This window comes from Actinomyces sp. oral taxon 175 str. F0384, assembly GCF_000223355.1.
Taxonomy (GTDB): Bacteria; Actinomycetota; Actinomycetes; order Actinomycetales; family Actinomycetaceae; genus Actinomyces; species Actinomyces oris.
In genome coordinates this window covers 623,055-637,344 of the sequence record NZ_AFUR01000001.1, presented here as the reverse complement: position 1 = coordinate 637,344, position 14,290 = coordinate 623,055, and the positions used below count along the sequence as shown (strand labels likewise).

The following is a 14,290-nucleotide window of genomic DNA, read 5'->3' as shown; positions in this document are numbered from 1 at the left end:
GATGTCGGCAGCTCAGGACATCGCCGCCAGCACCGCCTCGGTGCCGGCGGCGATCGTCGTGTGCGCACCGGCCGCGAGTCGGACAACCTCGTCGGGATCGGTGGGCGCCTGGGCGAAGGACAGGTCGGAGACGACGCTCATGCCGGCCACGCGCACCCCGAGCTGGTGCAGGGCGATGGCTTCCAGGACGGTGGACATGCCGACACAGTCGGCACCGGCGGACTCCAGCATTCGCGTCTCCGCCATGGTCTGATACTCCGGCCCGCGCACAGCGGCATAGACGCCTGACCTCTCTGTGACACCGCGCAGGACGTCAGCGAGCTCGTCGTCCCACACACTGCGAACGTCAGTGAAGACCGGGCCGTCGAAGGGTGAGGAGCCGGTGAGGTTGAGGTGGTCGGTGATCGTCATGACCTCGCCGATGTGCCAGCTGCGCAGGCAGCCGCCGGCGTTGACCAGGACGGCCTCACGTACGCCGGCTGCGGCCGCGATACGGGACAGGGCGACCACGGGTCCGGGCCCGTGCCCCTCGTAGAGGTGGGTCCGTCCGCGGGCCACGAGGACGCGCCGACCTCCCCCGACCTCCTGTCCAGTCACCTTCCGGCCACGAGCGACGACATAGGAGTCGAGGCGGTCCTCATGTCCCGGCGCGACCGGGACCATGACCCCGGGCAAGTCGGACAGGCGCATGCTCGCAGCCGGCTCACCCCAGGACGCCAAGGCGTCAGCGGCGCCGGACCCCAGGACCACCAGGAGGTCGTGGCGAGGTGCGCCGGTGCGTCGGGCGATCTGGTGGGCGCCTTCCACGGCCGGGCCCGGGCCTTCTGCGCCGGCAGAGGCGCTCAGGGCCTCCAGACGCTCAGGCTCGAGAGCGAAGCCTGTGGCCCTGTCGTTCACGAACGGGCCTCCTGGAGGGCGATCCGGCCTCGGCCGAGGGCAAGGTGCCCGAGCACACCGATGAGCAGAGCGGCCAGCACACCGAGGTTGGCTCCGGCCCAGGCCCCGTCGCGGCCCCCGAGAGGCCCGAGCAGGTAGCCCTGCCAGGACAACCAGGAGGCGGCCGAGTTGACGACCAGCCCCCAGCCAACGACGGAACCGGCAGCCACGAGGACGATGGCCTCCCAGTTGACTGAGCCGTAGACGCCGTCGGGTGTGAAGAGGGCCTCCTCGTCGTAGTCGCGCTTGCGCAGAATGACCTCGGCGACCATGACTCCGGCCCAGGCGGCGATGACGACTCCCAGGGTGGTGAGGAACCCTTGGAAGGGGCCGAGGAAGTCATCGGCACCGAAGATGACGGCGATGGTGCCCACGGTCATGATGGTGGCGTCGATGGAGGTGGCCACGTGCCGGCGCACGGGCAGGCCGGTCGCCAGGAGCGACAGGCCCGAGGAATACAGGTCCATGATGATGCCGCCGGCCAGCCCCAGGATGGCGACGATCGCGAAGGGGATGAGGAACCATGTGGGCAGGATCGTGGTCAGGGCGCCGATGGGGTCGGTGTTGATGGCCTGGCCGAGCTCGGCGTCGGAACCCACCAGGAGGATGCCGAAGAAGACGAGCACCACGCAGGGCAGTGCCGATCCCAGCGTGGTCCAGCCGATGACGCCGGCCGTCGAGGCCTTGCGGGGCAGGTAGCGGGAGTAGTCGGCAGCGGCATTGACCCAACCGAGGCCGAAGCCGGTGGCCACCATGACCAGGGCTCCGATGAAGGCCGCGGGGCCGCCCGACGGCAGGGCCAGAATCCTGTGGACACTGATCTGGGGAGCGACAAGGACGAGGTAGATGATGGTGAGGACACCGGTGGCCCAGGTGATCCAGGTCTGGACCCTCATGATCGCCTCGAAGCCGAGGATGCCGGCACTGGCGGCCAGGCCGACAGTGAGCAGGAAGCCCAGGATCTGGGCACCGACCTGGTTGTGCCAGCCCAGGGCCTGGAACACCGTGGCCGAGGCCAGGGTGGCGGAGACGCACAGGACGGTCTCCCAGCCGACCGTGAGGATCCAGGACAGGGCCGCGGACAGGCGGTTGCCGTTGTAGCCGAAGGCCGCTCGGGACAGTGCCAGGGTGGGGGCGCTGCCTCGTTTGCCCAGGACGGCCACGACGCCGCACAGGAGGAAGGAGACGATGACACCGACGCTGCCCGCAACGACCGCCTGCCAGAAGGACAGTCCAAATCCGAGGACCCAGGCGCCCCAGGACAGTCCCAGCACGGAGATGTTGGCCGCGAACCAGGGCATGAAGAGATCGCTCGGCCGTCCCTTGCGATCGGACTCGGAGATGACGTCAAGACCGGCGTTCTCGACTCGGGTGGCGGCGGGGACGTCTGCGGGTGCACTGCTCATGGGTGATCGACCTCGATGTCGGTATCAGGTGGCTCTCGAAGGAGAGGTGCCTGAAGTCTACGGGCACTGAGATGCGCCGAACGACACCGGAGAGACGAACTGAGCAACCACATCCCCAACAAAATAGGATATGTCACACGCTTGAGGCGATCTCCATAGAAACTCTCACTGGATATCGGGTCCCGTCTCAGATGTACACCTGTATAGTCGAGCCATCCTCCACGTCTCCACCTCGTGGAGACTCACTACGGAAAGGAGCTCTCATGAGCGACAACGGAACCTTCGACAGGCTCGCCGGCAAGGCCAAGGAGGCCGCGGGCAAGGTCACTGGCAACAAGGAGACCGAGACCGAGGGCAAGCTCCAGCAGGCCGAGGGCAAGATCAAGGAGGTCGCCGAGGACGCCAAGGACGCCATCAAGGGTGCGGTCAACCACCTCAAGGGCGACAAGTAAGCGTCGTCGCGACATACGTCGAGCGCCCAGCCTCCTGAAGGAGGCTGGGCGCTACTGCGTTGCCGATACCGGCGTCAGCTGCTCGCAGGGATCAGGGTCGGCGCCACGTTGACCACGCTCTGCGAGGGGTCGGCCTGCCCCCAGGAGTTGTTCCCCCAGGTCCAGGTCCCCTTGTCAACCGTGGCCCACGTGTCATAGCCGGAGGTGCCGATCTGGCTGGCCCCGTCGATCTTGTCCACCTGCACCAGCCCTGATGGGGTGTCGGAGACAGTTCCGTTGACCTGTCCGTAGCGGTTGGAGCCGAAGCACCAGACCGTGCCCTTGGCGAGCGCACAGGTGTGCTCGTAACCGGAGACGAGCGCGGTGGGAGCGGCCGGCAGCTTGCCGACCTCCACGGCCTGGTTCACCAGCGCCTCATCAGTCTTCTTGCCGAGCTGGCCGACCTCGTTGGCGCCCCAGGCGTATACCTTGCCCGAGTCGTCCACGGCCACGGCGAAGCCCTTGCCCACGCTCAGCGCAGAGACCTTGACCTTCTCCAGGCCGGGCACCGCCGTCGGCGAGACACGTGCGCCCTGAGTGTTGGCCTGGGCGTCAGCGCCCCAGCAGGAGACTCCGGTGCCGCCGGAGGAGCAGACGAAGGAACCGCTGCCGGCGCGCAGGGTCGTAGGCTTGTTGGCAGCGGGGGCCGCCGCAGCGGGGGACGACGGAGCCTCCGCGTCCTTACCGGGCCACAGCCAGTGGCCTCCCAGGGCACCCCCCACCAGCCCGAGGGCGAGCACACTGACCGCTACGACCGGGAGGACCCAACCGCGACGCGGAGCACTGCTCGGGTACTGGGAGACATCGCTCTGCGGCGCCTCCATCTCGGTCACCGCGGGCAACGGCTGAAGCCGGTAACCCTGCGGCTGAGGCTGCGTCGGTGTCGCCATCTGCGGCTGGAGCGGCGCGACCGCAGCCGGCTGCTGAGCAGGCTGAGTCGGCTGAGCCGCCCCGTAGTCCACAGTGCCGCCATGAGCACCGTCGCCTCCGAATACGCCATCAAAGGCCGCGGGCTGTGCAGGCGCCCCGTACACGGGCGCGGGCTCTTGAACGGGCATCTGCTGCTGAGCAGGCGGGTACCCGGCAGGCTGCTGAGGGGAATATCCGGCAGATGCTGCGATCTGTTCGAGCTGCGCACGCTGCTCGGGCGTCCAGGCGTGTCCGGCGGCAAGGGCCTCCTGAGCACGCTCAGGACTGCCGCCGATGAACCACAGCACCCTGTCCCCGTCGAGCATCCGGTCATCCATGGGCCAGACCTCTCCTCAACGTCAAGGACCGATGTGTGTCAGTAGGTCAGCCTACGGCGAGCCATGAGCATGGCGGCGCCTGTCGCACCGGTGCCCAGCACCATCCAAGCGGCGGTCGTTCCCGCTCCGGTCTGAGCGAGGGTGGAGCGACCTGCGGTGGCGGTGCCCTGCTGGCCAGAGGCAGCCTGCTCGCGGGGTGCGGCGGCCTGCTCACCGGGAGCCTCCGCAGCGCCCTGGGGGGCGCTCTCCTCGGCCGCCGCAGGGGCACCTCCCTCAGAGGACTGCTCGGGGGCCGGGGCCTGCTGCTCGGGAGCAGCCTGGGAACCGGCAGGATCGCCCTGCTGCTGGTCGCCCTGGTTCGGCTGGGACTGCTCAGCCGGAGCCTCCGGCTTGTTCTCCTGCTGCGCCGCGGCGTTGTTGGCACCCGGAGCCTGAGGTGCCGCCTTGCCCGCGTCCTCCGCGGGGGCGGGAGCAGGCTCGGGGGCGGGGGCAGGCTGCTTGTCGCCATCGGGCTTGGGAGCGGCCGGGGAGGGGGTGTCGGGCTGGGGAGCGTCGGCCTTCGCGCCACCGGACTGCGGCGCCACCTGCTCGGCGGCAGGAGCGGGGTCCGTCTCGGCAGCAGCCGCGCCGACCGGGACGACGGACAGGGCCACGGCCGCGGACGCGGCCATCCATACGCTTCGCTTCATGGGAACTCCTTCAGGATGTGAGAGCCACGGCTCTCACATCGGGTGATGAGGATGTGGATGCGGACACCTTACCCAACGCAGCCCGGGTCCTGTCACGCCACCGACACGGGCACTACTCCACTGTTGGGCACTTCACATCTTAGCCGCTCGGACGTGCTGAGAGACGGTCAGACCCTCAAGCCCAGCCCTCTCATGCGCGAGACCGCCCCCTGGGTCAGCACCGAGTGGAGCTGCTCCTGAGCCATCTGCCCGAGGAGCTCGGGGAACTGCCCCAGGAGCCTCTGGAAGGTTCCGATCTCCTCACCGATGACGCGCCGACCCCACAGCCCCAGCCGGGCGGCCAGCTGTGGGTCGGCCGCAATGACCTCCTCCAGCTCGGCGACGGCGTAGGTGCTGATCGGGTCCTGGCTGAGCTCGTGGACGAGCCCTCTGCGCAAGGGATCCTCCAACGACTCGCTCAGCGCCATCCCGAAGTCGATGAGCAGCCCGAAGGTGATGTAGGTCTTGAGCAGGCGCTCGGCCCAGTCCAGTGGCCGCAGCCGCTCGTCGAAGTCGCCCAGCACGTCGGTGAAGCGCTCGGCCGCCCCCAGGGCGTCGATGCCGTGGGTCGCGGCCAATTCCACGACCCGGTCGAAGGAGGCGACCTCCCAGGCGCTCATGCGCAGCAGGTCGACCCGGGCCGTCATCCGCGGAGCCCGGTCGGCATCCTTGGCGTAGCGGGTGCAGGCCGCCGTCCGGGAGATCGCGACGACGCCGACGACCGACAACTCGTGAGGCCCGACCTGCATCGGGGTGGAGGCGCTGGGCTGAGGTGACGGAGTCGGCATCTGGGACATGGCCACCATCGTATCCAGGTCTTGCCGTGCGTGAAGCACAGCCGTGACATCGACCACGCCGACGGCGCACCTCCCCATCCAGACAGGCCATCATCATGTTTTCCCGCTACGCTGACGGCGTCCACGGTTGCCCGGTCGTCAGATGGACTCAGATATGACTCGCGATCGGCTGCCAGATCCGACGGCGCCAACGCCCACGCAGCGCACCCGACTGTGCGCGCGAGCGACAGCCGCGCCGGAGCGGTTCAACCCGATCAGAAGACAAGGAACCTCGTGAGCAACGAGCAGCACGGGGCCGACGCCGTCGAGCCCGACCACAACTCCACAGACGACCAGACCACCATCGAGGGTGCCGACGCCGCTGCCGGCGCCACGACCGCCCCGTCCGGGATCATCGAGACGGCCGGCGCCCACGCCCCCGTCCTGGACGAGGCCACTCCCGACATCACCGACGAGGGCGACCAGACCGACCTGAGCCGCAAGACCTTCGCCGACTTCGGTGTCGAGCCGGAGATCTGCGAAGCCCTGGACGCCAAGGGCATCACCCACCCCTTCCCCATCCAGGCCCTCACCCTGCCAGTGGCCCTGGAGGGGCAGGACATCATCGGTCAGGCCAAGACCGGCACCGGCAAGACCCTGGGCTTCGGCATCCCCCTGCTCATGGACACCCTGGGTCCCGGGGAGGAGGGCTGGGACGAGGATCCCGCCTCCGGCAGCCCCCAGGCCCTGGTCATCCTGCCCACCCGCGAGCTGGCCAAGCAGGTCGCCGAGGAGCTGTCCACGGCTGCCGCCAAGCGGACCGTGCGCATCGTCCAGGTCTACGGAGGGCGCGCCTACGAGCCCCAGATCGAGGACCTCGAGCGGGGAGCCGAGGTCGTCGTGGGCACACCCGGCCGCCTCATCGACCTCATGGAGCGCGGTGTGCTGGACCTGGCTCACGTCACCACCGTCGTCCTGGACGAGGCCGACGAGATGCTGGACCTGGGCTTCCTTCCCGACGTGGAGAAGATCCTGGCCCGCACCCGCGCCGACCGGCACACGATGCTCTTCAGCGCCACCATGCCCGGGGCCGTGGTCGCCCTGGCGCGCCGCTACATGACCCGCCCCACCCACATCCGCGCCCAGGACCCGGGCGACGAGGGTATGACCGTCCAGACGGTCCAGCAGGTCGTCTACCGCACCCACTCGATGAACAAGGTGGAGGTCGTCTCCCGGATCCTCCAGGCCGAGGGGCGCGGGCGCACCATCATCTTCGCGCGCACCAAGCGCACGGCGGCCCGGGTGGCCGACGACCTGCGCGCCCGCGGTTTCGCCACCGGGGCACTGCACGGCGACCTCGGCCAGGGGGCCCGCGAGCAGGCCCTGCGCGCCTTCCGCAACAACAAGGTGGACGTCCTGGTGGCCACCGACGTGGCCGCCCGGGGCATCGACGTCGACGACGTCACCCACGTCATCAACTACCAGTGCCCCGAGGACGAGAAGATCTACGTCCACCGCATCGGGCGCACCGGACGCGCCGGCAACTCCGGCACGGCGGTCACCTTCGTGGACTGGGACGACGTGCCGCGCTGGCGGATCATCGCCAAGGCTCTGGGCCTGCCCATCGAGGAGCCGGTGGAGACCTACCACACCAGCGAGCACCTGTTCTCCGACCTGTCGATCCCGGAGAAGGTCACCGGCCGCCTGCCCCGTCACAAGCGCACCCTGGAGGGGCTCGACGCCGAGGAGATCGAGGACCTGGGTGAGACCGGCAAGCATGGGCGCAAGCAGTCCGGCCGGCAGGGCGGGCGCTCGGAGCGCGGCCGGGGCCGCGGCGGCAGGGGCGCCAAGGACTCCAAGCGCGGTGAGCGTTCCCGGCGCTCCGCCGACGGCGAGGCCAAGCCCCGGCGCAAGCGCACCCGTAAGCGCACGCGCGGCGGCCGCCCGGTTGACGGGACCGCCGGCGAGTAGGACTGACAAGCAGCGGCTGAGACTCACGTGGGTCTCAGCCGCTGTCCGTCTCCGGGGCGGAGCCGGGTCAGAGGCGGGTCGCCAGGAAGGCGAAGACGCCGTCGGCCATGATCTGGACGGCGATGGCCGCCAGGAGCAGTCCCATGACCCGGGTGAGGATCCGGATGCCGGAGGTGCCCAGCACCCGGTTGAGCCCCAGGGAGAAGCGCAGCGAGGCCCAGATGGCGATGTGCGTGCCGATGATCGCGGCCGTCACGGAGACCCACCCGGCCACCCCGCCTCCGGTGGTGTCCACGGCGACCATCGCCGCGACGATGGCGCCGGGCCCGGCCAGCAGGGGCGTGCCCAGGGGCACGAGGGCGGCGTTGGCAGTGACGGCCTCGGGGTCGGGGCTCTCATCGACCTTGTCGGTCAGCAGCTCCAGGGCCACCAGGAGCAGCAGCAGTCCGCCGGCCACCTGGAGAGAGGGCACCGAGATCCCCAGGAACTTCAGGATGTAGCGTCCGAAGACTGCGAAGAGCACGATGACGGCGAAGGAGACGACCGTGGCCTGGCGTGCAGAGGCGGCGCGCTCAGGGGGTGTCTGCCGCGAGGTCAGGGACAGGAAGATCGGGATGGCGCCCAACGGGTCCTGGATGACCAAGAGCGTGGTGAAGGTCGTGGCGAAGACCGTGGTGTCGAAGACGGACTGCAGCATGGGGCGTTTCTATCACCGCCGCTCGGCGGAAGTCGGGTGCCGTGGCCGGTCGGCCCTCAGGGGCGGACGAGGTCGAGGGCGCCCTCGTCAAGGATCTGTTCCAGCAGCTCGGGCGGCATGAGGTTCTCCCCCAGGCGGTTGGGCTTGCCGGTGCCGTGGTAGTCCGAGGCCCCCGACAGCCCCAGGCCCAGGCGCTGGGCCAGGAGGCGGACCTGCTCTCGCTGCTCGGGGTCCTGGTCGCGGTGGTTCATCTCCAGGGCCGCCAGGCCGGCCTCGGCCATCTGGGCGAAGGTCTCATCGGGCACGAGGCGGCGTTGGCGGGAGGCGGCGCGCGGGTGGGCCGCCACCGGGACCCCACCGGCGGCGCGCACCAGGCGGCAGGCCTCCACCGGGTCCAGCGCCCAGTGGTGCACGTAGTAGGGCGAGGAGGTGGCCAGCGGCCCGGCGAAGGCGGCGTTACGATCAGGGAAGGATCCGGCCGCCACCAGGGCATCGGCGATATGGGGCCGGCCGATCGTGTGGGAGTCGGCCGACTGGGACAGGACGTCCTCCCAGGTGACCGGGTAGTCCTGACTGAGGCGCTCGACCATCCGCTGGGCCCGGCTGTCGCGCGAGCGGCGGGCGCGGGCGAAGGCGGCCTCCAGCCCGGCGTCGTCGGCCCGGTGCAGGTAGGACAGCAGGTGGAGGGTGACCCCGTCGGCCGCGCAGGAGATCTCGGTGCCGCGCAGCAGGGCGACACCGGCAAACGGGACGGCCTGGGCCGCCTCCTGCCAGCCGGCCATCGTGTCGTGGTCGGTCAGGCCGACGACGTCGAGGCCGGCCTCGGCCGCCTTCTCCATGAGCTCGGCGGGCGAGTCGGTGCCGTCGGAGCAGGCCGAGTGGGTGTGGGGGTCGATGCGCACCGGGACAGTGTAGGTAAGTGCGGGCAGCGCGCAGGGAGGCGTGGAAGACTGGACGGCATGAGCGAGTCGAGCCGTATGAGCAGTACTGTGCCCACCACGCGGCGCACCGACGACGCCCCGGTCCGCTTCGGGGTGATCGGGGCCGGTTTCATCGCCCGCTGGTTCGCCGAGGCCGTCGCCCGCGAGCCGGGTGCACAGATCGTGGCCGTCACCTCCGCCCACCGCGAGCGCGCCGCCGCCTTCGCCGCCGAGTACGGAATTCCACATGCCTATGCCTCGCTTGAGGAGATGCTCACCGCCCACGGCCCGGGCTCGACCGACCCGATCGACGTCATCCATGTGGGTTCCCCCAACTCCCTGCATACGCAGCACGCGATCGCGGCCCTGGAGGCAGGTTTCCACGTGGTGGTGGAGAAGCCCTTCGCCCTGACGCGCTCGCAGGCCGAGGCGATGGTGGAGGCAGCACAGGCGGCCGACCGCTTCCTCATGGAGGGGTGGCTGTCCGCCTTCGAGCCCGGAGTGGCCCGGCTGCGCGAACAGCTGCCGCGGCTGGGGCGGCTGCACCGGGCGGTGCTGTCCAAGGAGCAGTTCTCCTCGCGGATGGAGGTCTACCGCTCCGGTGGCCTGCCGCCGGCCTTCAATCCGGCTCTGGGCGGCGGCTCCCTTATGGACCTGGGCATCTACCCGGTCAACCTGGCCATTCACCTCTTCGGTGAGCCGGACCGGGTGACGGCCACGGGGACGCTGCTGGAGTGCGGTGTCGACGCACGAGGCACGGCGGTCCTGTCCTATGACTGCGGTGAGCACGCCGGGCTGGAGGTCGTCTGCCTGCACTCCAAGACCTCCCCGGGGACACAGTCGAGCTTCGCCGGGGACCATGACGTGCTGAGCATTGACGACTGCCAGTGGCCCCGGCGCATTGGGCTGCACGGCCCGGCGGCGGCGACGGGCACGGATGAGGACCTGTCGGTTGAGCGCGGCGCTGAGGCGCCCGGTCACCAGCTCGCCTACGAACTGGCCGAGGTGTGCCGCCTGGTGCGGGCCGGAGCGCGCCAGTCCGATCTGCACCCATTGAGCCGCTCCGTGGCGGCGGTCGGGGTCCTGCAGGAGGCTCGCCGCCAGGTGGGGGTGCGTTTCCCGGCCGATGAGCAGGACTGAGCCGCCCCAGCGTTCCTGAGTACCCCACCGAGCGCCGGTTGGGGCCCAACAGTGGAATGATGCCCCTATGGCATCGACTTCTCCCGCAGACAACCGCCCGTCCGACGAGACCCCCGCCTCCTCGCAGGAGGCCCCCCAGTCCTTGGCGGCGCGAGGCTCCAACCGGTCCCGCCAGCCCGAGAACCAGGCCTTCCGCGACTTCATCGGCTCGGGGTGGGGCCCGCGTCCCGAGGGTCTGCCCTCCCGCAGCGAGGCGGCCCCCTGGGCGGCCGCCCGCCGTGAGGCCCTCGGCAGGCTCTTCCCCGGCGAGCGCCTGGTCCTGCCCGCGGGCGCGCTCAAGGTGCGCAACAACGACTGCGACTACCGGTTCAGGCCCCACAGCGCCTTCGCCCACCTGGCCGGAACCGGCACGGACTTCGAGCCGGATGCCGTGCTCGTCCTGGACCCCCTCACCAAGCCGAGTCAGGACGCCGGTTCCCCGGACGGCTCCGATGACACCGACGACGTCGCCCCGACGCATGAGGCGGTCCTCTACTTCCGGCCCAGGGCCTCGCGATCCAGCCAGGAGTTCTACGGCGACCCCCGCTACGGCGAGCTGTGGGTGGGGGTGCGGCCCTCCCTGGAGGAGGTCGAGGCCTCCACCGGCATGCGCTGCGCCCACATCGACTCCCTGCCCGACGCGCTGGCCAAGGATGCCGGTCCCGACGCGGTGCAGCTGCGCGTCGTGGCCGAGGCCGATGAGTCCGTCACCGCTCTGGTGACCACCACGCGGGAGAAGGTCGGGCTGCAGACCGGCCAGGGCGCCGCGGAGGTGGACGCCGGTCTGGCCGAGGCCGCCAGCGAGCTGCGCCTGGTCAAGGACCCCTGGGAGATCGACCAGCTGCGTGCCGCCGTCGCCGCCACCAAGGCCGGCTTCGACGACCTCATCCGCTCCATCCCCCGGGCCCGCGGCCACTGGCGCGGTGAGCGGGTCCTGGAGGGGGCCTTCGGGGCCAAGGCCCGTGAGGAGGGCAACGGCCTGGGCTATGACACGATCGCCGCGGCCGGCAACCACGCCAACACCCTGCACTGGATCAACAATGACGGCGCCGTCGAGCCCGGCCAGCTGGTCCTGGTGGACGCCGGTGTCGAGGTCGACTCCCTCTACACCGCTGACGTCACTCGCACGATCCCGGTCGATGGTCGCTTCACCGAGGCTCAGCGCCGGATCTATCAGGCGGTTCTCGACGCCGCCGACGCCGCCTTCGCCCGTGCGGGCACCCCGGGCTGCCGCTTCAAGGACGTCCACGCCGCCGCCATGGAGGTGATCGCCGCCCGCCTCGAGGAGTGGGGGATGCTGCCCGAGGGCGTCAGCGCAGCCGACTCCCTGGCCCCCGAAGGCCAGTACCACCGGCGCTGGATGGTGCACGGCACCAGCCACCACCTGGGCCTGGATGTCCACGACTGCGCCCAGGCGCGCCGCGAGATGTACATGGAGGCCGAGCTCAAGCCGGGCATGTGCTTCACCATTGAGCCGGGACTGTACTTCCGCGAGGACGACCTGCTGGTGCCCGCCGAGATGCGTGGCACGGGCGTGCGCATCGAGGACGACGTCGTGGTGCGCGAGGACGGCAGCGTGGAGCGCCTCACTCAGGACGTGCCCCGCACCGTGGAGGAGGTCGAGGCCTGGGTGAGCGGACTCATCGCCGACTGACTGCCGACTGACTGCCGACTGACTGACTGCTCGGTCACCTCCCTTGCCGCTCATCGCTATTCGTAGATAGCATCGCCGCATGACGATGAAACATGGGCTGCTGCCCGAGGACCGCCCCCAGGACCACGGTGCTGTGCGCGAGGCCTCCACCGTGGCCTCCCTGCTCGATGTCCTGGGGGACGCCACCCGCCTGGCGATCCTGCGCCACCTCCACGGCGGCGAGCACCGGGTGGTGGAACTGACCGAGCACCTGGGCCTGGCCCAGTCGACCGTCTCCCAGCACCTGGCGATCCTGCGCAGCGCCGGTCTCATCTCCAGCCACTCCCACGGACGGGCCAACGTCAGCCGGATCGAGAACCCCGAGGCCATCGAGCAGGTCCTGGCCGCTGCCGAGTCCTTGGCCGCCGTCATCTCCGCGGACGGAGCGAGCCGGGGCAAGGAGCCGCAGTGAGCACCCCAGCCGGCCACGAGCCCGACGCCCATTCCCACCACCACTCCCGCGGTCACTCGCACGCCCACGGCGCCGGGGCCTCGCGTGGGCGGCTCCTGGTCGCCCTGTGCCTGTCGGCCACCGTCCTGGTGGCCGAGATCGTCACCGCTCTTGTCACCGGATCGCTGGCGCTGCTGGCCGACGCCGGGCACATGCTCACCGACGTCGCCGGCCTGGCCATGGCCCTGACGGCCGCCCATCTGTCCACGCGTCCGGCCACGGACCGCTCCACCTGGGGCATGCGCCGCGCCGAGGTCATCGGGGCCGCGCTCCAGGCGGGCATGCTCGCCGTCGTCGGGCTCTTCGTGGCCTTCAAGGCGGTTCACAACCTGCTGGTGGCCCCGCAGGTCGAGGCCTCGGGGATGCTCGTCATGGGTGTCATCGGCCTGGTTGCCAACGTCATTGCGCTGCTGGTTCTCTCCGGCGGCCGGGGGCATGACGGACACGGCGAGAACCTCAACATGAGGGCCGCCCTCCTGGAGGTCCTCAACGACGCCCTGGGGTCGGTGGGCGTCATCATCGCCGCCGCCGTCGTGGCCCGTACCGGCTGGACCCGGGCCGACGCCGTGGCCTCCCTGCTCATCGCCGTCCTCATCCTGCCCCGGGCGGTGACGCTGCTGCGCTCGGCCCTGGCGGTCCTCATGGACTTCACCCCCCGGGAGCTGGACCTGGCGCAGGTGCGCTCGCACATGCTCGGCATCGACCACGTCGAGGAGGTCCACGACCTGCACGCGTGGACCGTCGCCTCGGGCATGCCGGTGCTGACCGCGCACGTCGTCGTGCGCGACGAGTGCCTGCGCGATGGTCACACCGAGGAGATCCTCGACCGGCTCCAGAACTGCGTGGCCGAGCACTTCCCGGTCAGGATCCAGCACGCGACCCTCCAGCTCGAGCCTGTCTCGCACCTCGAGCATGAGGCCGCCTACTGCTAGGCCGGGTCAGGAACGGCGGTAGCGCTTCCGAGTCGGCTCGGGAATGTGGGCCGGCTCCCCGCCCTCCAGGTGCTCACGAGCGAAGGCCAGCGCGCTGGCGAGACCCTCGAGGCGCTGGGCGGCCGTCATGGAGCGGGTGGTCACCTCGACGACGACCTGTCCTCCTCCGGCCTCGAATCCGGTGGCCACCAGGTGCTTGAGGACCCCGGCGCAGTCCTGGTTGCCCTGCCCGGGCAGCAGGTGGTCGTCCAGGGGCCCGGGCACGCCGTCGGTCAGGTGCAGGTGGCGCAGCGTGGGCCCCAGCGCACGGGCCATGGCCAGGGCGTCGGAGCCAGAGGTGGCGGCGTGGGAGATGTCCAGCGTCACCGACTTGTAACCCTGCCCCACCGGGTCCCAGGTGGGCGAGTAGGCCTGGAAGTCACGCGTGGAGTGGGCGTGGCGGGGCCGCCAGGTGAACATGTTCTCCACCGCCAGGTGGATGCCCGTGGTCGCCTCGCGCTGCGCGACTCCGGCGATGAAGGAGCGCGCGTAACGGGTCTGCCAGAAGAAGGGCGGGTGCAGCACCACCGTGGGCGCCTCGAGGTAGTGGGCCAGCTCGATGGAGCGATCCACCTTGTCCCACGGATCGACGCCGAAGACCCCGCGGGTCACCAGCAGCGTGGGGGCGTGGACCGCCAGCACCGGCTGGTCGTGCTTCTCCACCAGGGCCGCCAGCCGGGTGGCGTCCTGGGATGCCTTCTCGCTCCAGACCATGATCTCGACGCCGTCGTAGCCCAGCTCCTGGGCGATGGCGAAGGTGTCGGGAACACTGCCGGGAACCACACAGGCGGTCGACAGCCCCACCGGAATGCTCATTGTCGCGC

The 14,290-nt window shown here is 70.4% G+C and carries 14 protein-coding genes; 6 read left to right on the top strand and 8 right to left on the bottom strand.

Features of this window, described 5'->3' with window-relative positions:
* Positions 1–12: 12 nt before the first annotated feature.
* A complete protein-coding gene (locus HMPREF9058_RS02685) occupies positions 13–897 on the bottom strand; it encodes a purine-nucleoside phosphorylase (RefSeq protein ID WP_009747626.1) in 885 nt (294 codons plus the stop codon).
* Positions 894–2,342 (bottom strand): cytosine permease, encoded by a 1,449-nt coding sequence (locus tag HMPREF9058_RS02680; RefSeq protein ID WP_009406154.1) that lies wholly within the window; start codon positions 2,340–2,342, stop codon positions 894–896. Before HMPREF9058_RS02680 ends, HMPREF9058_RS02685 begins: the two co-directional genes overlap by 4 nt.
* Positions 2,343–2,605: 263 nt before the next feature.
* Between HMPREF9058_RS02680 and HMPREF9058_RS02675 the strand changes: the two genes are divergently transcribed.
* Entirely contained in the window at positions 2,606–2,794 is a 189-nt protein-coding gene (locus HMPREF9058_RS02675; RefSeq protein ID WP_009405641.1) for a CsbD family protein, read from the top strand.
* A 74-nt stretch (positions 2,795–2,868) separates the two neighbouring features.
* Here HMPREF9058_RS02675 and HMPREF9058_RS02670 read toward each other — a convergent pair whose 3' ends face one another.
* The 3 genes from HMPREF9058_RS02670 to HMPREF9058_RS02660 all read right to left on the bottom strand — a co-directional run bounded on the left by HMPREF9058_RS02670 (position 2,869) and on the right by HMPREF9058_RS02660 (position 5,614).
* Entirely contained in the window at positions 2,869–4,080 is a 1,212-nt protein-coding gene (locus tag HMPREF9058_RS02670) for a hypothetical protein (RefSeq protein ID WP_009406313.1), read from the bottom strand.
* A gap of 38 nt (positions 4,081–4,118) precedes the next feature.
* Entirely contained in the window at positions 4,119–4,769 is a 651-nt protein-coding gene (locus HMPREF9058_RS02665) for a hypothetical protein (RefSeq protein WP_003789699.1), read from the bottom strand.
* A gap of 167 nt (positions 4,770–4,936) precedes the next feature.
* Positions 4,937–5,614, bottom strand: coding sequence for a ferritin-like fold-containing protein (locus tag HMPREF9058_RS02660; RefSeq protein ID WP_175284685.1), 678 nt, complete (start codon positions 5,612–5,614; stop codon positions 4,937–4,939).
* A gap of 264 nt (positions 5,615–5,878) precedes the next feature.
* On the opposite strand from HMPREF9058_RS02660, the gene HMPREF9058_RS02655 reads away from it, so the two are divergent.
* The gene (locus HMPREF9058_RS02655; protein WP_009747336.1) at positions 5,879–7,555 is read left to right on the top strand and encodes a DEAD/DEAH box helicase; all 1,677 of its coding nucleotides are present in this window, start codon (positions 5,879–5,881) and stop codon (positions 7,553–7,555) included.
* Between the two features lie 67 nt (positions 7,556–7,622).
* Here HMPREF9058_RS02655 and HMPREF9058_RS02650 read toward each other — a convergent pair whose 3' ends face one another.
* Positions 7,623–8,252 carry a MarC family protein gene (locus HMPREF9058_RS02650; RefSeq protein ID WP_009405594.1) on the bottom strand — a complete coding sequence of 210 codons (630 nt, stop codon included), beginning with the start codon at positions 8,250–8,252 and terminating at the stop codon, positions 7,623–7,625.
* A gap of 56 nt (positions 8,253–8,308) precedes the next feature.
* Positions 8,309–9,154, bottom strand: a complete 846-nt coding sequence (locus tag HMPREF9058_RS02645; protein ID WP_009747356.1) for a PHP domain-containing protein — start codon at positions 9,152–9,154, stop codon at positions 8,309–8,311.
* Positions 9,155–9,211: 57 nt separating this feature from the next.
* Here HMPREF9058_RS02645 and HMPREF9058_RS02640 point away from each other — a divergent pair, with 57 nt between their 5' ends.
* From HMPREF9058_RS02640 to HMPREF9058_RS02625, 4 genes are all read left to right on the top strand, one after another.
* Positions 9,212–10,312, top strand: coding sequence for a Gfo/Idh/MocA family protein (locus HMPREF9058_RS02640; protein ID WP_043537590.1), 1,101 nt, complete (start codon positions 9,212–9,214; stop codon positions 10,310–10,312).
* A 67-nt stretch (positions 10,313–10,379) separates the two neighbouring features.
* A complete protein-coding gene (locus tag HMPREF9058_RS02635) occupies positions 10,380–12,005 on the top strand; it encodes an aminopeptidase P family protein (RefSeq protein WP_009747277.1) in 1,626 nt (541 codons plus the stop codon).
* A 79-nt stretch (positions 12,006–12,084) separates the two neighbouring features.
* The gene (locus HMPREF9058_RS02630) at positions 12,085–12,456 is read left to right on the top strand and encodes a helix-turn-helix transcriptional regulator (protein ID WP_009405901.1); all 372 of its coding nucleotides are present in this window, start codon (positions 12,085–12,087) and stop codon (positions 12,454–12,456) included.
* Positions 12,453–13,427: a cation diffusion facilitator family transporter gene (locus HMPREF9058_RS02625; RefSeq protein ID WP_009405458.1), complete on the top strand. Its 975-nt coding sequence runs from the start codon at positions 12,453–12,455 to the stop codon at positions 13,425–13,427. Before HMPREF9058_RS02630 ends, HMPREF9058_RS02625 begins: the two co-directional genes overlap by 4 nt.
* A gap of 6 nt (positions 13,428–13,433) precedes the next feature.
* Here HMPREF9058_RS02625 and HMPREF9058_RS02620 read toward each other — a convergent pair whose 3' ends face one another.
* Positions 13,434–14,282: a sugar phosphate isomerase/epimerase gene (locus HMPREF9058_RS02620; RefSeq protein WP_009406370.1), complete on the bottom strand. Its 849-nt coding sequence runs from the start codon at positions 14,280–14,282 to the stop codon at positions 13,434–13,436.
* Between the last annotated feature and the right edge of the window lie 8 nt (positions 14,283–14,290).